The organism is Paenibacillus sp. 1-8 (genome assembly GCF_056316205.1).
Map to the genome: position 1 here is coordinate 4524170 of NZ_CM149995.1, position 19839 is coordinate 4544008.

Genomic DNA, 19839 nt, shown 5'->3' on the forward strand with positions numbered 1-19839 from the left:
TTTACACATATGTAAACTTGAGTTCAAGCAGCCACAGTTTATAATTCCAATATGCTACACACAAAAAAAGAGGAAGCGGCTCTATCTCCGCTTCCTCTAATCTAATTAGTTTGTACTTATTAGTGTGCTACCATGTTGTATTCCATAATCCATACAGAACCACCCACAATGGTCAACAGGATAACTACCCCGAAAATCAAAGTCATGACATTCCAGCGTGGTCCATTGCTTTCACGAATGTGCATGAAGAAGAAAAGCTGAACCAGAAATTGCAGCACTGCCGCGGCTAAAATAACAACCATGGTCGAAGTGCGGCTCAACATATGATTCATAACCACACCGAGAGGAATGATGGTCAGTACGATGGACAGAATAAACCCGATAACATAGGATTTCACTGAACCGTGAGAATCATCATGACCATGCGAACCCGCTCCTGTTTGATGCTGTGCCATCTACATCACCCCCATCAAATAGACGACTGTCAGCAAGAAGATCCAGACAGCGTCCAAAAAGTGCCAGTACAAGCTCAATGCCGAAACTTTCCCCTTCGTCTCTGGTGTAAGCCCGCGTTTTTTCAACTGGAACATAAGTCCAATCATCCAAACCAGACCTAACGAAACGTGAAGTCCGTGCGTTCCGACCAAAGTGAAGAATGCCGACAAGAATGCACTCGTTCCAAAATTGGCTCCTTCGTGTACCAACTCAACAAACTCGTAAACCTCAAAACCGATAAAACCAAGACCCAGGATCGCCGTCACGATTAACCAGTTGATTAATCCCTTCATGCTTCCTTTGTTCATGGCCAACACAGCCAGACCACTTGTGAAGCTGCTCGTGAGCAAGAGGAACGTTTCAATAATAACGCCCGTCATGTTAAACAGCTCTGCGCCACCCGGTCCTCCGGCTGTGTTGTTCCGAAGGACGACGAAGGTTGCGAACAAGGTACTGAACAGGATTACGTCCGTTATGAGGAAGATCCAAAAACCAAGCATCTTCAACTCTTGCGGATCGTGATGCCCGTGGTCATGATCATGGCTTTGATGTGCTGTAGCTTGTGCCATTATACAGACCCCCTTATTGCCGCTTCCGTGCGTTTTACTTCATCCGCAGGGATATAGTAGTCGCCATCATAAGAGAAGAACGAACGACAAATCATACAAATTGCCACACCGATCAGCCCTGGAATATAGAAGAACGACCATCCGAATACGAACCCGAAACCTGCAATGAAAAAGAATACCGACATAATGAATGGAATCGCCGAGTTTTTCGGCATATGAATCGCTTCAATTGGCAGTTGCTTTCTGAAAATACCTTTTGCACGTTTATCTTTTTCTGCCCACCAGTCATCGCGTTCTTCCACTTGCGGAATGGTAGCAAAATTGTATTCCGGTGCAGGTGAAGGAATCGACCATTCCAACGTATGACCACCCCAAGGGTCGCCTGTTGTATCCTTCAGCTTGCGGAAATTTTTGATTCCCAGAAGGATTTGAAGAACCTGAAACAAGAAACCAATTCCCATCAGGAATGCCCCAACGGTAGAAACCATGTTAAGCGGCTGCCAGCCGGTATCCCAGCCGTAAGTGCTCAGACGACGTGTCATCCCCATCAGACCGAGAGAATATTGCGGAATAAAGCATACATAGAAACCGATATTCCAGAACCAGAAAGCCCATTTACCAGGCGTTTCAGGCAATGTGAAACCGAACATTTTAGGCCACCAATAGTACAGACCTGCCAAGTAACCGAACACTACACCACCAATCAGAGCGGAGTGAAAGTGAGCGACCAGGAAGTAACTGTTATGGAACTGGAAGTCTGCAGGTGCTACAGACAACATTACGCCCGTCAAACCAGCAATCAAGAAGTTCGGAATAAACGCAATTGCCCACATCATAGGTGTCTTAAATGTGATCTTACCCCGATACATCGTGAACAGCCAGTTAAATACTTTAACCCCTGTCGGTATTGCGATAACCATCGTCGAAATGGCAAAGAATGCATTAACATCTGCGCCTGATCCCATCGTGAAGAAGTGATGCGCCCAGGTGAAGAAGGACAGGATAGCAATTATGAACATGGCGTAAACCATGGATTTGTAGCCAAACAATTTCTTTTTGGAGAATACGCTGATGACCTCGGAATAAATACCGAAGGCAGGCAATACTACGATGTATACCTCAGGGTGACCCCACATCCAAACCAGGTTGATATACATCATCGGGTTACCGCCAAAATCAAGGGTAAAGAAGTGTCCTCCTCCGAAACGGTCAAGGAATAGCATAGCTAAAGTAACCGTCAGAATCGGGAACGCGAAAATGACAATAACACATGTTGAAAATACGGACCACGTAAAGACAGGCATTTTCATCCAAGTCATACCAGGTGCGCGCATTTTAATAATGGTAACAATAAAGTTGATACCCGTAGCCAATGAACCTATACCAGAAATCTGAATACCCCAGATATAGAAGTTCTGGCCGACGCCGGGGCTAAATTGCAATTCTGAAAGCGGTGGATAACTCAACCACCCTGCATCTGGCGAACCGCCGATAACGAAGGACAGGTTGAACAGCATCGCTCCCATAAAGAAAAGCCAGAAGCTCAGTGCGTTCAGGAAAGGGAACGCTACGTCGCGCGCACCAATTTGAAGAGGTACCGCGATATTAAACAAACCAAACATCAATGGCATCGCCATAAACAAGATCATGATCGTGCCGTGTGTTGTAAAGATCTGATTGTAATGCTCAGGATGCAGCAGTGTAACATCCGGTGTAGCAAGCTGAACACGCATCAACAATGCATCCACGCCTCCGCGGAATAGCATCAAGATGGCTGCGAGGATATACATAATACCGACTTTTTTATGGTCAACGGTAGTCAACCAGTTTTTCCAAAGCCAGCCCCATTTTTTGAAATAAGTGAGCACAAACACGATTCCGATCATCGCAAGAGCAATGGAAACGTCCGCTCCATAGATCATCGGATCTCCAGTGACGAAGAAAGTGGATGCAAACTCTTTTATTTTATCAAGCATTGGGGGCCTCCTTCCCTATATTCATTTAATTGTGTCCGCTCATATTCATATTACTCATTGTGCCAGTATGTTCAGTGCTGCCAGACTTGGAAGAACCTTCTGTCGATGCTCCGCCATGTCCAGCATGAGGATTAGGAGCGCCTTCCACTACATACTTGGTCACAATATCCTGGAACAATCCGTCTGGAATCGAAGAATATTCATCAGGCTGGGACAAACCTGGTTTTGCAAGCGCCAAATAGCCGTCCTTTGTCAGCGGTTTGGACTGCTTTTTAATGTTAGCGACCCAGTTTTTATACTCTTCATCCGACTGAACCTCTACATCAAAGCGCATCTGTCCAAAATGCTCACCACTGAAGTTTGCACCCGAACCAAAGTAAGTTCCTTCCTGATCGGCCTGCAAATGCAGCTTCATAGCCATGCCTGACATGGTGTAGATCTGACCGCCCAATTGCGGAATCCAGAACGAGTTCATCGGGGCGTCGGCAGTCAGTTCAAAACGGACCGGAACACCTTTAGGAATGTGAATTTCATTGACTGTAGCAATACCTTCTTCCGGATACATAAAGAGCCATTTCCAGTCCAGTGCAGTTACTTGGATGGTTACAGGCTTTTGTGTGCTTGCCAACGGTTTCGAAGGCTCCAGCAAGTAGGTATATCTCACAGTGATAACCGCAAGAATCAAGATAACAATAATCGGAATACTCCACCATACGGTCTCCAGTTTTTTACTGTCGTCCCAGTGGGGCTGGTATTTCGCCTTGTTATCCGGTGCGTCGCGATAACGCCAAATGATGAAAAAAGTCAAAAATATGACCGGTACAATTAGAAGTGCAGCCATAGACGTTGAAAGAATGATCAGCTCTTTTTGTGCTTGCCCAATAGGTCCTTTCGGATCGAAAACAACGTATTTTCCGCCAGCATAAAAACACGTCCAAATGAGCAATGCTACCGTGAGCACGGTCAAAACCAACGCAATAATCGCTTTTGGTTTTTTGTTCATGTTGTTCCCCTCTCCTTGAAATAATAAATTACTCAAAAACTTAATACTAACGAATTCCTGTAATGTTGCCCCTATATAAGATATCAGAAAAGCGGGGATTTTTTTTATTGTTAACAGAATTGTCGATTAATTGTCCGTTTTTTGTGAAAAATCTCTCTAAAAATAAATTTTATCTTGCAAATTCAAAATCTTTCATTACTACAAAGATGACCAAAAGAAAAACTATTTCGAAGCCATTCAGAGAAGACAGACCGCCATTAGCTGAAGTTTATTCTTGCGTTAACAGGAAGCAAAAAACGGGGCTCCAGACAGTTTATAATTCCACACTGTGCGAAGACCCACGTTGTTGTTTTTCTACAGATGTTTTTTGGTTCTACAAGTGACTACGATGTTGGAAAACCCTTCGTATTTAACTGCGGCCCTTCTCCTGATCTTCCTTCTTGCGGGCAATGACCAGCCCTTTTCCGATCATATAAATAAAAAATCCGCCAACGACACATCCAATACCCACCATTAAATATATATTACGATCACTTAGATTACCTAAATTGAACAAAATAAGAATAATTCCTACAATCCAAGCGAGCCAGGCGATGACAGACACCGAGCGGCTCATTTGCTTTTCGTTCGATCCTGATTTTCTAAAATTCGAAGCCATATCCTCCACTCCCTTTGGTCTAAAATTGTTGAAACGTCCTCTTCAGGTATTTTTGTCAGTATGCACAATTCCTATGATTTAATTCTTAATAGCCTCACCATACTTTTAGCAACCTGCAATTCATCTTGGATATTATTACCCCAGAGGACTCGTTATTCAAACAAAAGGGAGCGGAAACAGGCCAATGTTCGCTTTATTCTCAATGTACATTTTCTTTTAGCGTCTGGTCTCCAGCCAGTTGTTACTTACCACATTTCGATACCAGTAGTAGCTTTCCTTGGGGGTACGGGCCAGAGTGCGGAAATCGACATGAATCATACCGAATCTCATATTGTACCCTTCCGCCCATTCAAAATTGTCCATGAGCGACCATGCCATATAGCCTTTGACGTGAAGGCCGTCATGAATCGCCCGATGTACCTGCACCAAATGCTGCTGCATATAGGAAATGCGTCGGTCATCCTGAACCTTTCCATTTACGACCTCATCGTTGATACAAGCCCCGTTCTCTGTAATGTAAATATCGATGTTGCCGTACTTTTGCAAATAATGCAGCACCTCATACAGCCCGCGCGATTCCACCGGCCACCCGATATCTGTCACAGGCAGCCCCATATTAATCTCTTCGGATTGAAGGAATCCAGCTTCGGGATTAAAACGATTGACGGACATAGCGTAGTAGTTTATACCGATCAGATCAATAGGTTCGCTAATAACGTCCATATCTCCTTCTTGAATCGGTACGGTAGCTCCTTGCTCGGCGAACCAGTCTACCAGAAACTGAGGATACGAACCCTGATAGATGGGCTGGAGAAACCAGTCACTATGCAGGGAAACCGTACGCGCACACGCTGCTTTGTCTTCCTCGGAAGTGCTATAGGGTACAGCCCAGGAGACATTCGGTGCTATGCCAATCTGACCACTGGTGCCCAACTCGCGGAAACGGCGTACGGATAGACCATGCGCAACCAGTAAATTGTGCCCGACGTTGATGGCTGTCTGGAGATTGGTCAGACCGGGAGCATGAACTCCCAGCATATTGGATAAAAAGGCGATGCACCACGGCTCATTGAACGTCAGCCAATGGTGTATCTTTCCGTGGAACTCGCGGAACATCGTCTCCGCATACTGAACGAATGCCTGAATCGTGCGACGGTTTTCCCATCCTCCGGCATCTTGAAGCACCTGCGGCAGATCCCAGTGATACAGCGTACAAAACGGCTCAATTCCATTTTCGTTCAACATATCCACTACACGATGATAATAGTCCAGCCCTTCCTGATTGACTTCACCGTCACCATTGGGGAATATACGCGGCCAAGACACCGAAAAACGATATGTACGAATGCCCAGCTCCTTCATCAGCCGGATATCTTCTTCGTAGCGATGATAGCTGTCACAGGCTACATTCCCGTTATCTCCGTTGAACACCTTGCCAGGCGTATGGGCAAAGGTATCCCAGATGGACAAACCTCTTCCATCCTCCTCATAGGCCCCCTCGATTTGATAGGCTGCCGTTGCCGTCCCCCACATAAAGTCCTGCGGAAATTGAAAAATGGTCATATTTTCTCTTCCTCTCCATCAATAGTAATCGTATGTCTGTCCGTAGTTTCCTGCTCTTTGGTAAAATTCCATGACAAAATGAATCCTCCCTGCTCTGGATCAGGCTGAGCCTGCCGAGCATCTGCACTGAACGGGTGGGCACTGCGAATCGTGCAGCGTCCCGTCGGGACGGATGCGGTAAGTTCCGCGCGGACGAGCCGGGAACCGGACCATTCCATGCTGACCGTCATCCCGCCATGCCCCCGCAATCCGCTGACCCTCCCCTCCGACCATGCCGAAGGCAGGGCAGGCAGTAAGGTCAGCTCACCCGGACGACTTTGCAGCAGCATTTCCGCAATCCCCGCCGTCGCACCGAAGTTGCCGTCGATCTGAAAAGGAGGATGAGCGTCGAATAAATTCGGATAGGTCGAACGCGACAGCAATGTGTGCACATACCGATGTGCTGCTTCGCCATCCTCCAACCGAGCGTACAGGTTAATCAACCAGGCACAGCTCCATCCGGTATGACCACCGCCATGATCAAGCCGTCGGCGCAGCGATATGCGGGCCGCTTCCGCCAGCTCCGGGGTATCACGAACATGAATTTGTCGGCCGGGATACAATCCATACAGATGAGAAACATGTCGATGTCCCGGCTCCGCTTCCTCAAAATCGGCAAACCATTCCTGTAATTGTCCATGACGACCGATCTGGTAGGGCAGCAGGCGTTGCAGCGTCTCTTCACAGCGGTTGCGGAATTCACGGTCTAATTCCAGCAGGTCCGCAGCCTGGATGCAGTTGCCCAGCAGCTCCCGAATTAGCGTCATATCCATCGTGGAACCCATGGATATACTGCAATCCTCTCCGTTCGGGGTTTTAAATTTGTTTTCAGGTGATATAGAAGGCGAGGTCACAAGCCAGCCGTCCGGGCCTTCCACGAGCCAATCCATACAAAAGGCGGCCGCTCCCTTCATCAGCGGATAAGCTTGTTCCGCCAAATAAGCCGTATCCTGAGTAAACAGATACCGTTCCCATAAATGGGCGGTTAGCCAGACACCCCCGAGCGGCCAAAAGGCCCAACTGGCATGGCCTCCTGACGGTCCGGCATACCTCCACACGTCTACATTATGGTGGGCCGTCCAGCCTTGAGCTCCATAATGGATCGAAGCAACTCTGCACCCTGTGCGGCTAACTTCACCAATCATGTGCAGCAAGGGTTCATGGCACTCGGCAAGATTGCATATCTCCACCGGCCAATAGTTCATCTGGGTATTAATGTTCGTTGTATAATTACTGTTCCATGGCGGCTGCACCCGGTCATTCCAGATACCCTGAAGATTGGCGGGCTGACTGCCCGGACGAGAACTGGCTATCAGCAAGTAGCGTCCATACTGAAACAACGTTACCTCCAAATCCGGGTCCGCCTGACCTTCACGGTACTGCTCCAATCGCAAGTCAGTCGGAATTTGTCTCTTTGTAATTTGATCCGTCCCGGCATCATCCCCAAGCTCTAACTCAACGCGGCCAAATAGTTCCCGATGATCCTGCTCATGCCGTTGCTTCACCTGCTCGTATCCAAGCGAGACTGCTTTATCCAGCGTAGCTTGGCATACGCCTGTCGGTTCCGCTGCATCACTGTCCGGATGAGTATCAAATCCCCGGAATCCGGTAGCTGCGGCCAAATACACCGTGAGTTTATCCGCGCCCGATACACTCAGCACTCCGTCAGCGTCCTCTGTCAACGTTCCCCCCTCGGAGATAACCCGCGCCTGAATCGCAAAAGCCATCCCCAATTCATCCTCGTAAACAACCGACTGCGGATGATCCCCGCGATAGTTTGACTCCACATGACTCGGCGCTCGTCCGGTTAACGTAATTACGTTTCTCGTTGATTCATCAGCTGAGCCATCTTTCTTGTCACTATCCCACGGGGATGAATCACCAAAATGTGCATCCTCGCCAGTCTCGGCTTCACAAGGATGCGGTGTAGTTATACGCACGATTGCATTGATCTTTCCTGTCCTATCCGCAGTCAGCGATACCATAATAATTCCATCCGGCGCGCTAGCGATGACCTCACGGGTATAACGGATACCCCCGCTATGAAAAATGACCGCAGCCTTTCCGGTGGTCAAATCCAGTTCGCGTTCATACTCCACAATTTCCCCAAGTCCCTGCTGTGTAATCCACAAATCGCCCAAAGGCTGATAAGCCTCTGTATCCCGGCCCAGCATATTCGTATTGATCATATGCTCGGCATCCTTGTATTTTCCGTCCGCAATCAGCTCCCGAACGGGCTTCAAATATCGCAATGCGTCATACTGAACGCCATCCCTGGGAAATCCGGACCAGAGCGTATCCTCGTTTAATTGCAGACGCTCCTCCCCGATCCCCCCAAATATCATCGCGCCCAGCCTTCCATTGCCGATAGGCAATGCTTCCTCCCATACCTTGGCAGGTTGGCGATACCATAAACGCAGGGATTTTTGCTTTTCACGTTGTCCCACATCAAACCCTCCCCATTGAGATTAAACAGAGCGCCAATCCCGTATTGACCCCAAGGACAAGCGCTCTATCATTTCGGCATATCAAAGCTCGGTTAAGTTAACTCCTTATTTAGAAGCCTTCCCGCTCCATAGCTCCACTCTGTCCTTCACCAATTGCGTGTATTGCTGTTCCATTTGTACCGCTCCGGCGGCATCCAGCTCTTTAAGCATGTTGTCGTATACGGTGTCAAAATTGGATGTTGGGGCCAAGATAGCCTCCGGTATACGCTTACGGATAATATCCGTCGTTTTTTTGAACGTAACATTATAATTGGATTCATTGTCTGTCGTCAGATTATAGGCTGCGCCCCATGGCTTCACATCAAATTCCTTCTCGCTCGGGAACAGCTCCTTCCACGTTTTTACGCCATACGCCTTGAGCGACTCCTTTTCCGGCTTCGAATAGCTTGCGATAATTTGTTCCGGAAATTTGGTGGTGTAATAATTACCCGTAGCGTCCTTCACACCATCACCGTAGTGTCCACTGATCAACGTGTACAGCTCCAGCCCGGTTGTTTTGTTGAAATTGGTGGCGTTGTTCGTTTTTTGGTCCAGCACATCAGCCGGAATGACGCGTTTACCGTCTTTGACCTCATAATGCTTACCTTCGATTCCCCAGTTCACCAGCACCTGTCCTTCATCGGAGGCTAAAAAATCAAGGAACTTAATGGCCCGCACCGGGTCCTTGCAGCTCTCGGTAATGCCTACACCGTAACCGGACATAAAGCCTGTATCCTGAAAGGAATGATCCTTATATTCCTCTGAAAGTGTAACTGGAAAATGTGCATAGCTGGCATCAGCCTTGCCTGACGTTTTTAACGCATTTTCAGCTTCGAGGTAGCCCCACTCCTGGTCAATTAGACCGAGAACACGCCCGCTGGCGATTTTGGATTTGTATTGGTCACTTTTTTGTACAAAGGATTCCTTATCCAGCAGTCCCTCATTGTACATGTGGTTTAACCAGCGAAAATATTCTTTTTCCACCGGGCGCTTGAAATGGAGCTTGGCTTCAAATGTCTTGGGATCAATATTATATTCTCCATCGTCTGACGCTCCGGTCGTCTGGTAGGCAGGATTGGTTACCGTAATCATGATTCTCCAGTCATCCGCATCCAGCGTGAGGGGAATTGTCTTTTTACCATCAATGGTCGGATGTTTGGCTACATAGGTTTTGAGTACGTTTTCATAATCCTGTAGCGTTTTTACCTTCGGATATCCCAGTTCCTTGAGTACCCTGTGCTGGATTTCAAATCCACCCGTCGCATCAAAGTTCTTCTGCCCCACACCTGCATACGTAGGGATGACATAGATAGCCTGATCCTTGTTGCTATATTTCAGTCGATTCATGTAGGGGCCGTACAGCTTTTTGAGATTCGGCGCGTGCTCGTTGATCAGATCGGTCAGATCAATCATTGCTCCTGCATCCACCAACTTGCTCACATTCGCTTTGGCAGACACCAAATCCGGGTACTCTCCGCTCGCCGCCATCAAAGAAATACGATCATTTCCGCCTCCGCCGCTGACATCAAATTCCGCATTCAGGGTTACGCCCGTCTTTTTCGTAATTTCCTGGCCTATTTCATCCTTCATTCCGTTCCATAGTGGGCTTGGGTCAGCTCCAAAGAAGCTAAACGTAATCGGATCGGTTCCGCTGGATGAGCCTTCCTTGGCTGCTTTCTCACCTCCACTGCAGCCTGCCAGTGCAGCAAGTGATACCACGAGCAGGGGAATGAGTGCAAATCTGGACCAAGCCTTTTTCATAAACAAAACCTCCTATATTCTTATGATGACTTAACCTGCAAATCGCTGTTGCTTTACCACCGGAAGCCCGGCTTTTATGATTTCACCGCATTATGATTTCACCGCTCCCAGTGTCATGCCGCCTACAAAATACTTTTGCAGGAACGGATACACCAGCAGGATGGGGAGCGTGACCGTAATCGTAATCGCCATTTTGATCGACTCTGGCGAGATTTGTGCCATTTGCTTTGCCATATCATTGCTGTTCGTCATGCTGGAGCCGCCTTGTTGCGTACTTTGTAATACCTTCATTAACTCAAATTGCAGCGTCGTCCATTGCGGAGTTCCTCCATTATACAAATACGTATCAAACCACGAGTTCCACTGATTTACCGCCAGAAAGAGAGCAATCGTCGCCAATACAGGCTTGCACAACGGTAAAATAATTTTCCAGTAAATTGTAAAATCATTTGCTCCATCCAGCTTGGCGGATTCCTGAAGCGCATACGGCAAACCATCCATAAAGGAACGAATGACAAACACATTAAATGCGCTGATCAGTCCCGGAAAAATATACACCCAGAACGAACCCAGCAAATGCAGATCACGCATCAAAATAAATAAAGGTACCATCCCGCCGGAAAAATACATTGTCAACGCCAGAAACGTGGAGATAAATTTACGGGCGCGGAAATCGACCCGACTCAGCGTAAAAGCGAGCATGGATGCACAAACCAATCCCAAGACCGTACCGAGCAGCGTACGCAGAATAGATACCTGCAAGCCTCGAAGGAGACCGTCATACTGGAAAATCGTTTTATAATTTTCGAGTGTAAATTGGCGAGGCCATATATAGATTCCGCCACGAACGGTATCCGTCGAGTTGTTCAGTGAAATCGCCAGCACATTCAAAAACGGATATAATGTCACCACCACGATCAAAGCCATCAGGACATAGTTGAACAGGTCAAACAGCTTTTCAGACCGGGTCGCATTAAAAGCCTTTGTCGTCATTTCGCATCTCCCTCCCTACATGATGCTTTCTTTGGTCAGTTTTTTGAAAATACCATTAGCCGTAAACAACAGCAGGATGCTGACCAACGAATTGAAAATACCAATCGCTGTCCCGTAAGAGAAACGACCCAAATTAATCCCGTAATTCAGCGCATACAAATCCAGCACCTCGGAATAATCCGTCACCAGACTGTTGCCGAGCAAGAACTGCTTTTCAAAACCGTTGCTCACCAGATGCCCAATCGCCATAATGAACAGAACGGCAATGGTCGAACGGATACCCGGTAGCGTAATATGCCACATCTGTCTCCAGCGACTTGCCCCGTCCACACGCGAGGCTTCATACTGTTCCTGGTCAATCCCGGTGATTGCGGCTAAATAAATAATCGTGTTCCAGCCCGTCTCTTTCCATATATCTGAAGCGGTTACAATATACCAGAACCAGCTACCCTTCGCCATAAATTGAATCGGCTCATCCACAATATGAAGCGCTATCAATATATCGTTGACGATTCCTCCGTCGATGGACAGCATTTTCGTAACCAACCCGGCAACAACAACCCAGGATACAAAATGCGGGAGATAGGATACGGTCTGCACGAATCGCTTGAACAACATCCCCCGCAGCTCATTTAGAAGAATGGCAAAAAAGATTGGCACAACAAAACCAAAGATAATCCCCATGAGGCTCATCGCCAGCGTATTGCGCAGCACCAAATAAAAACGTTCGTCCTGAAATAGCTCAATAAAGTTATCCAGCCCCACCCACTTCTGATCCAGAAAGGATTTGGCGGGCTTATAATTTTGAAATGCCATCGTCCAGCCCCACAGCGGAAGATAACTGAAAACAAACACCCATATGACGAAAGGAATGGACATAAAATAAAGGTACTTTTGTTGCTTTACACTGTCCCACAAGCCTTTTTCTCCACGCCCGCGCTTCGGCCCGCGTACCTTGCGCGGTCTGCCCCTGTTAGACTCAGGAATCGTAGCACCAGTATTGGAAGCGGTTTCAGTTGATGATTCCATAACAAGCTCCTCCTTGTATGTAGTTACTATTATCATACTTGGCTGGCTCAGAAGCTGATACCCAACGAATTAGGAGAAAAATCAGTTCAAAATTAGATATATGGGGAGGGAGCTGAAAATTACATTCGTGCTACTACGCATGCGGATGGTGCTTCCCATCGCTGTTGCCCCCGGATTTCTTGAATAAGCACATAATGGTAGAAATCCCGGGGCAAAGGCGACCGCTTCGCTTGTCCAGCACCATTCCGCCTGCTCCGTTCTAATGTGAATTTTCTAATTTAAAATTATAGAACATAAAAAAGACCAGCAATTTAGGCTGGTCAGGGCAATGAATTAGAATCTATTATCATATTCTGCAACTAATTGGCAGGAGAACGGATGTCTGTCTGGAGAAAAGAGTTCCTCCTTTTGGAAGGCTACTATTGATTTATTTCACCGTGATCGTCCCATAGTACATGTACATACCGCAATTATACTCATATACACCCGGTTTTAGGTCTTTGACGGTAAAATAGTTATTTTCATGGTCCATAAAAACATCCATTCCAAGCTTCAACGATTGTACTTCGTCTATGCAAGTAAAAGATGTCGATCTCTTAAAATTAATTTTAGTCGGGACACCAGCTTTTATTTCAATATTTTTAGGATAAAAACCGTCTCCCTCTACATTTACCGTAGCAATTTCATACTTGGCTTTGTCCGGCTCTTCTTGAACGGTTTTAGGTTGGCTAGCCGGAAACGACGACACGCTCCCCTCAAAATAAAACAAGACAAATCCGCCCACGGTCAGCGCTACAAAACCAATCAGCATCAAGTGCCAATTCTTAGAGATGAATGTTTTCATTCAAGTCAGTCCCCTCCAGTTGATCGTTCACGTGTAACACTTTAACTCTAACCAGTATATATAAGTTAATCAAAATTTAAAATACTTTATTCGAGTTATGTTGCACCGAAGCTTGATCTTCTCTATTTCTTTACAGACTGGGATGATCCAGTTCATACAGGTTGCGGTATCGTGGCTGCTCCTGCCAAAGCTGCTCATGACTGCCTCGCATCGAAATGCCGCCTTGCTCCATAAAGATCACCTCGTCCATATGCTCCATTCCGGTCAGATGATGTGTAATCCAGATGAGCGTTTTGCCCTCCAGCACACGAAACATCGTCTGCATTAGTTCATGCTCTGTCAGCGGATCGAGTCCCACCGTTGGCTCATCCAGTAGAACAATGGGGTGATTTTGAAGCAAAATCCGCGCCAGTGCAATTCGTTGTCTTTCTCCACCGGAAAAGCGCAGGCCCGTTTCCTGCATCCGGGTGTCGTAGCCATCCGGCAAGGAATCAATCAGCGTTCCCAGTCCCACCTGCTCCGTTACTGCCCGAACCTCTTCCAACGTAGCATCGGGCCGCCCCAACCGAATATTGTTTGCTACCGTTGTATCGAACAAATACGGTTGCTGGTTTAATACTGCAAACAGGCTGGAATACGCCCCGCCTGTATACACGGGCGCACCTGCGACAGTGACGCTCCCTTCATCCGGCTGCAATGCCCCCTGAATCAGATTCAGCAGCGTGGACTTGCCCGCACCGCTGCGACCAAGCAGTGCAACCTTGCCTCCTTGCGGCACACGCAGGGAAATGTCGCGCACGCTCCATTCTTGCGTTGCTGTATAGCGGTAGCTCACGTTGTTCAGCAGCAGCTCGTTTGAGTTGCCAGATCGCTGGGCGGTCACATGTTCTACCTCTGTTTTGTCTACTGTGCCACCTGCTGCTTGCTGCCCTGCTTTCACAGAAGCCGAGGCCGAAACCGATGTAGATGTAGCATGTGTAGGTGTATTCTTCTCTGACTCTTTCAGGCGCCTAAGCGAATCCTGATATTCCGGCGCATGGACCACCGCTTCTCCAGCGCGGACGAAAGCATCCAGCAGCGGAAAAGCAACAAGCGTAAAGGATGCCAGCCATGTTGCCTCTATACGGTTCTCTGCTACCAGTCCTCCAGCCCATACGGTCATCATCACAATTCCGCCACCTACGACGCACTGTGCGATCCAATGAGAGCGCCATTCGCCCCGCCGAAGTGAATTTTCCACTACAGCAGCCTTGTTTTGCCGTTGGGTGAAGGAAGCCAGAAAATGTCCAGTCCGACCACTCAGCATGAGATCACTCATGCCGAACAATGCATCAGTCAGCTCCTGATAGGCTGTACTCCGTTCCTGCTTGAACGTTCGCCGTTTGGCGAGCGAGGTCCACAGCGAGATGGCCGGGGCGATAAAAAGTAAAAATCCGCAATACAGCGCCATCATCAGGGCAAAGGTTCCGTCCATCCGTCCGAGCGCCGAAATGCCTAATGCATAAATGAGCAACGCCGATATCGCAGGCAGAACCAGCTTCAAATATATGTTTTGAAGCTGCTCAATATCCTCCGCCAGCAAACCCAACAGATCCCCTGTACGAAACTTACTGCGAATCATAAGTGCTTGCGGTTCTACCGCCCGATACAGTCGCACCCGCATACGGGACACGAGACGCAGAGCGGCATCATGCCCCACCAACCGTTCCAGATACTGAATGACTGCTTTACTAAAACCGAACGTCCGTACAAGCACAATCGGAACGTACACCATCAATATATTTTCGGGTTTTAAAGCCGAACGGGTAATCAGATGACCGGACGTAAAGAGCAATGCACCTGCACATCCAATCGCCAGAGCGCCCAAAAGGGCCGCAGCTAGAAAGGCCCAGAAATATTGTCTCAGATAAAATATAAACCAGCCTTGGCCGCTATTGTCCGTGGCTCGCATATCGTCCGTCCCCTCCTTCCGTCATTCCCGTCAGCAAACGGTAATATCCTCCCTTGCGGGCAACCAATTGCTTATGTGATCCTGCTTCTTCCAGACGGCCTTGATTCATCATCCAGACACAGTCCATATCCGGCATCCAATGGAGTCGATGGGTCGCGAGAAACACTCTTTTATGTTGCAAAACAGATAGAATCGTCTGTTTTAGCTCCCATTCCGTCTCAATATCCAAATGTGCAGTCGGCTCGTCCAGCAAAATCACTGGACGGTTACTCAGCAAAGCACGCGCCAACGCTATCCGTTGCGCCTGTCCTCCACTCAGCGTCCGGCCCGCTTCACCAATCGGCTCCTCCCATCCATTCGGAAGACTATCCACCAGCTCACGCAGTCCAACCGCGTCAATCGCCCATCCCACTTGCTCGTTGGACGCCTCCGGTTCATAAAACCGGATATTATCCACCAAGGAAGCGCTGAACAGGTACGGATGCTGCGGAATATAGGCAATATGACGCTGCCATTCGGCTTTGGCATCACCAGCCAATGTCCATCCATTCATATTCAGCTCGCCCGAGGTCGGTTCAGCGAAGCCGCCAAGCAAACTGAGCAGCGTTGTTTTACCTGCACCGCTGGCTCCGACGATGCCGATCATATTCATATACGGCTCAACACTTGTGGATATGTGGTCAAGCCGTGCAGAACCGTCCTCGTTGAGAAGGCATATATCCGATAGCCTGATCGTATCCTGTCCCGTGATATTTAGGGCATTGCCGTCACCCTTAGCATTGTCTGCGCTGCCACTCCCCGTAAGGATATCCACCGAATCTGTTTGCTGAGCCGCTTCATCCTCTGTATCGAGAATGGAGCGCATTGCACCCCAAGCCTCCTTGCCATCCAGCGAGGCATGATAGTCCGATCCCAACTGGCGTACAGGCATAAAATATTCCGGGGCCAGAATGAGTATCGCAAGGGCCGCTTCCAGTCCCACCGATCCGGTAATCAGTCGCAAGCCCAAGCCTACCGCCACAAAAGCCACCGACAACATACTAAAAAAATCGAGAGCAAAAGAGGACAGGAACGCGACCCGCAGTGTACGCATCGTAGCCGTGCGGTACTGGTCGCTGACCTTCCCGACCGTTTCCCCATGCTCTCGGCTACGGCCCAAAAAACGCAGCGTCTGTAGGCCGCGCAACGAATCCGTGAAATGATGCGACAATAGGCGATAGGAGCGCCACTGTTTATCTGCCTGCTTCCGCGCCGCCAAGCCCAGCAGGATAAAGAAGCCAATCAGGATGGGCATCGTAGCCGTCAAAATCACACCTGAAATTACATCCAATGTGAAAACAGACACTAGCACAAGTATCGTCACACACATCATGTCAATCATACGCGGAATGGACAACTCCAAATACGTGCGAAAACGATCCACTCCATCCAGCGCCAACGTCACCAGCTTCCCGCTACCTTCCTTGGCAGCAAAAACAGGCCCTCGCTCGAACAAACGAGCAAGCAGACGCTCCCGCAAGGAAGCGCCTGATACTTCGGCAAAACGGCCTGCTGTCCGGCGTTGCAGCCAGATCATCGTATGCCTCGCAGCAAAAGCCGCGAAAAACAAGGCCAGTGGCGGCCAAGCCATCACCAGCGGATTTTGTTCAAATAAAATCGTAACAGCCTTTGCCAAAAAAATCGCTTGCGCAATCACAGCGGCCCCCTGGGCCAGGGAAAGGGCGGCCAGCAGCAGCATTACCGGCCGAATGCCCTTTAATCCAAACCATGCTTTATCCATTAGTATTCCAAATGATCCTTTTCACTGAGACGCTTATGGAAAACAAAGTAGCTCCACGCCTGATAAGCCAGCACAAAGGGTAAAAGCGTTGCTGCAACAATCGTCATGGCTTTCAGTGTGTAATGACTGGAGCTTGCATTATATATCGTCAAATCAAATGCACTGTTGATCGAGCTCACCATAAATCTCGGGAACAAGCCGATGAACAACGAAACGAATGTCAGCAAAATGATAGCCCCCGTCATCCCGAAGGCCCAGCCTTCGCGGCGCTGCTTCAGGAAATACCATGCCAGCACATAGGCGACGATCCCCACTGCAACTGCGGCATACATATAAGGGCCACGACGTGCGAATACATCTGTTGCAAAATAAGTACATACCACCATACCAGCCAGCAAAATACCTAATATCGGAAGGAATTTAGACGCAACCACACGGGCACGATCCCGCACTTCTCCAATCGTCCGCAGGGAAATAAACGTCAGCCCATGCATCAGGCACATCCCCACCACGGTCAGTCCAATCCATACCGTATATCCGTTAAACACATCGGAGAATCCGGCTTTCAAGTCCATGTTTTGCTGAATAGGTACACCCTTTACCAAAGCCGCAAAAGCCATACCGAACAGCATCGGCGGCAGAAAGCTGCCAATCAGAATGCAGGCATCCCACGTCCCTGTCCACCATTTTCCTTCTGCCTTGCCCCGGAACTCAAAGGAGACTCCGCGTAAGATCAAGCCTAGCAAAATAAACACAAATACCAGATAATATCCGCTGAACATGGTCGCATAAAAATGTGGGAAAGCGGCAAACATCGCACCCGCTGCTGTGATCAGCCATACTTCATTCGCATCCCAGAATGGACCAATCGTATTGATCATCAAGCGTTTTTGCTGGTCATTACGCGGTACCAATCCTGTAGCCATCCCCACGCCAAAATCAAAACCCTCCAGAAAAAAGAAGCCGGTGAACAATACAGCGATCAATAAGAACCATAAATCATTTAGCGACAATGGTGTCACCCCCTTGAGCAAATGGGTCATGAATGACCGTTTGCTGATGTGTCTCGATATCCGGACCTTTGCGAGCCGTACGGAAAAACAGGAACGCCAGCACACCCGTTAAAATTAAATACAATGTGGTAAATGAAATGAACGAGAACAGCACTTCTCCTGCCACAACAGTAGGCGAAACAGAATCTTTGGTTTGAAGCAAACCAAATACAGTCCACGGTTGGCGACCTATTTCAGTCATGATCCAACCTGCAGTATTCCCAATGAATGGAAGAGATATCCCCCATATCATGAGACGGAAGAACCAGCGATGCGAGCCCTCCAACTTTTTACGGAAAGTCAGGTAAGCTCCGTATAAAGCGAGTGCAATCATGGCACATCCCGCCGCAATCATAATGCGGAAGCTCCAGAACGTAGTACGTACTGGCGGGATATAATCGCCTGGACCATAGGTTTTTTCATATTCTGCCTGAAGCTCATTCATACCAGGCACAGAGCCGGAAAATTTACTATAGGATAGAAAACTCAGGGCAAAAGGAACTTTAATCTCAAAGGTATTTTCCTTCTTTTCAGGATCAATACGTGCGATAACCGTCCAAGGGGCCGGATCACCGCTGTTTTCCCACAAAGCTTCACTGGCAGCCATCTTCATTGGCTGTGTTTTCACCAAATATTGAGCCTGTCCATGACCAAACAAAGGAATAGCAATGGCACTGATTAATGCAACAATAATACTTAATTTAAAAGAAGGCTTGAAAAAATCCAGATTCTTTTTGTGCATCAGCTTCCATGCACTAATACCCGCGATGAGAAATGCCCCCGTCGCAAAAGCAGCAAACAGTGTGTGAGGAAACTCCCACAACAGTTGTTCGTTCGTCAACAGAGCGGCAAAATCTTTCATTTCTGCGCGACCATTTTGAATCTCATATCCTACTGGACGCTGCATGAATGAATTGGCTGCCAAGATCCACAAAGCAGACAGCATCGTACCGATGGATACCAGCCACATACAGATTAAATGGACTGCTTTGGACAGACGTTCCCAGCCGAATACCCACAATCCGATAAAGGTTGATTCCAGGAAAAAGGCAAGCAGTGCCTCAATCGCCAGCGGCGTACCGAACACATCACCGACAAACCGGGAAAAGTCCGACCAGTTCATCCCGAACTGAAACTCTTGCAAAATCCCGGTGACGACGCCCACTGCAAAGTTAATCAGCAGAAACGTTCCCCAGAATTGAGCCATTTTTTTGTACAAATCATTTTTCTTGATAACATACATAGTCTCCATAATTGCCACCAACAACGACAATCCAATGGAGATCGGCACATAAACAAAGTGAAGAATCGTTGTGGTTGCAAACTGCAACCGTGCCAAATCCAATACGTCCATGATGTTGCTCCTCCCTCTGCACTTCTCTTAACAATGAGTTATAATAATTGGGCTCTGAAGCCTTCTTTTATCCTTGTGATAGTATTCACATTATTACATATGGAACGATCACTTTTTAGGAATAGCCCCCTCAGGCATCTTCACTACGGGATCTCATGATCCAGCTTCAGAATATCATCATTATATAGAATTGCTTTGAATGAAATAGAATCGAAAGTGTGAACATCGTGTCAAAACTGTGTCGTAACGATGGCTAATTTATGAAAACAACTCAAATCTTCTAGTT

General features: G+C 48.0%; 15 protein-coding genes. All 15 read right to left on the reverse strand.

Going from position 1 to position 19839, the window contains the following annotated elements; translation table 11 throughout:
- Positions 1-119: 119 nt before the first annotated feature.
- The 15 genes from cyoD to AC0WRU_RS21015 all read right to left on the reverse strand — a co-directional run bounded on the left by cyoD (position 120) and on the right by AC0WRU_RS21015 (position 19553).
- Entirely contained in the window at positions 120-455 is a 336-nt protein-coding gene (gene cyoD / locus AC0WRU_RS20945) for a cytochrome o ubiquinol oxidase subunit IV (protein WP_023990326.1), read from the reverse strand.
- On the reverse strand, positions 456-1064 hold the full coding sequence (gene cyoC / locus AC0WRU_RS20950; RefSeq protein ID WP_476126179.1) for a cytochrome o ubiquinol oxidase subunit III: 609 nt from the start codon (positions 1062-1064) through the stop codon (positions 456-458).
- Entirely contained in the window at positions 1064-3040 is a 1977-nt protein-coding gene (locus AC0WRU_RS20955; RefSeq protein ID WP_476126180.1) for a cbb3-type cytochrome c oxidase subunit I, read from the reverse strand. Before AC0WRU_RS20955 ends, cyoC begins: the two co-directional genes overlap by 1 nt.
- Before the next feature lie 25 nt (positions 3041-3065).
- Positions 3066-4043, reverse strand: a complete 978-nt coding sequence (gene cyoA, locus AC0WRU_RS20960) for a ubiquinol oxidase subunit II (protein WP_476126181.1) — start codon at positions 4041-4043, stop codon at positions 3066-3068.
- 409 nt (positions 4044-4452) lie between these two features.
- Positions 4453-4701, reverse strand: a complete 249-nt coding sequence (locus AC0WRU_RS20965) for a hypothetical protein (RefSeq protein WP_014278150.1) — start codon at positions 4699-4701, stop codon at positions 4453-4455.
- Positions 4702-4917: 216 nt separating this feature from the next.
- Complete coding sequence (locus AC0WRU_RS20970; RefSeq protein WP_476126182.1) at positions 4918-6264, reverse strand: GH1 family beta-glucosidase; 1347 nt, start codon at positions 6262-6264, stop codon at positions 4918-4920.
- Positions 6261-8750, reverse strand: coding sequence for a glycoside hydrolase family 95 protein (locus AC0WRU_RS20975; RefSeq protein WP_476126183.1), 2490 nt, complete (start codon positions 8748-8750; stop codon positions 6261-6263). Before AC0WRU_RS20975 ends, AC0WRU_RS20970 begins: the two co-directional genes overlap by 4 nt.
- Positions 8751-8855: 105 nt before the next feature.
- Positions 8856-10550 carry an ABC transporter substrate-binding protein gene (locus AC0WRU_RS20980; protein WP_476126184.1) on the reverse strand — a complete coding sequence of 565 codons (1695 nt, stop codon included), beginning with the start codon at positions 10548-10550 and terminating at the stop codon, positions 8856-8858.
- 90 nt (positions 10551-10640) lie between these two features.
- Positions 10641-11543: a carbohydrate ABC transporter permease gene (locus AC0WRU_RS20985; RefSeq protein WP_025684106.1), complete on the reverse strand. Its 903-nt coding sequence runs from the start codon at positions 11541-11543 to the stop codon at positions 10641-10643.
- Positions 11544-11558: 15 nt separating this feature from the next.
- Complete coding sequence (locus tag AC0WRU_RS20990; RefSeq protein ID WP_476126185.1) at positions 11559-12572, reverse strand: ABC transporter permease; 1014 nt, start codon at positions 12570-12572, stop codon at positions 11559-11561.
- Between the two features lie 427 nt (positions 12573-12999).
- Entirely contained in the window at positions 13000-13416 is a 417-nt protein-coding gene (locus AC0WRU_RS20995) for a cupredoxin domain-containing protein (RefSeq protein ID WP_025684108.1), read from the reverse strand.
- 130 nt (positions 13417-13546) lie between these two features.
- Positions 13547-15367: a thiol reductant ABC exporter subunit CydC gene (cydC, locus tag AC0WRU_RS21000; RefSeq protein WP_476126186.1), complete on the reverse strand. Its 1821-nt coding sequence runs from the start codon at positions 15365-15367 to the stop codon at positions 13547-13549.
- Positions 15348-17147, reverse strand: coding sequence for a thiol reductant ABC exporter subunit CydD (gene cydD / locus AC0WRU_RS21005; protein WP_476126187.1), 1800 nt, complete (start codon positions 17145-17147; stop codon positions 15348-15350). Before cydD ends, cydC begins: the two co-directional genes overlap by 20 nt.
- The gene (gene cydB / locus AC0WRU_RS21010) at positions 17147-18160 is read right to left on the reverse strand and encodes a cytochrome d ubiquinol oxidase subunit II (protein WP_476126188.1); all 1014 of its coding nucleotides are present in this window, start codon (positions 18158-18160) and stop codon (positions 17147-17149) included. Before cydB ends, cydD begins: the two co-directional genes overlap by 1 nt.
- A complete protein-coding gene (locus AC0WRU_RS21015; RefSeq protein ID WP_476126189.1) occupies positions 18147-19553 on the reverse strand; it encodes a cytochrome ubiquinol oxidase subunit I in 1407 nt (468 codons plus the stop codon). Before AC0WRU_RS21015 ends, cydB begins: the two co-directional genes overlap by 14 nt.
- Between the last annotated feature and the right edge of the window lie 286 nt (positions 19554-19839).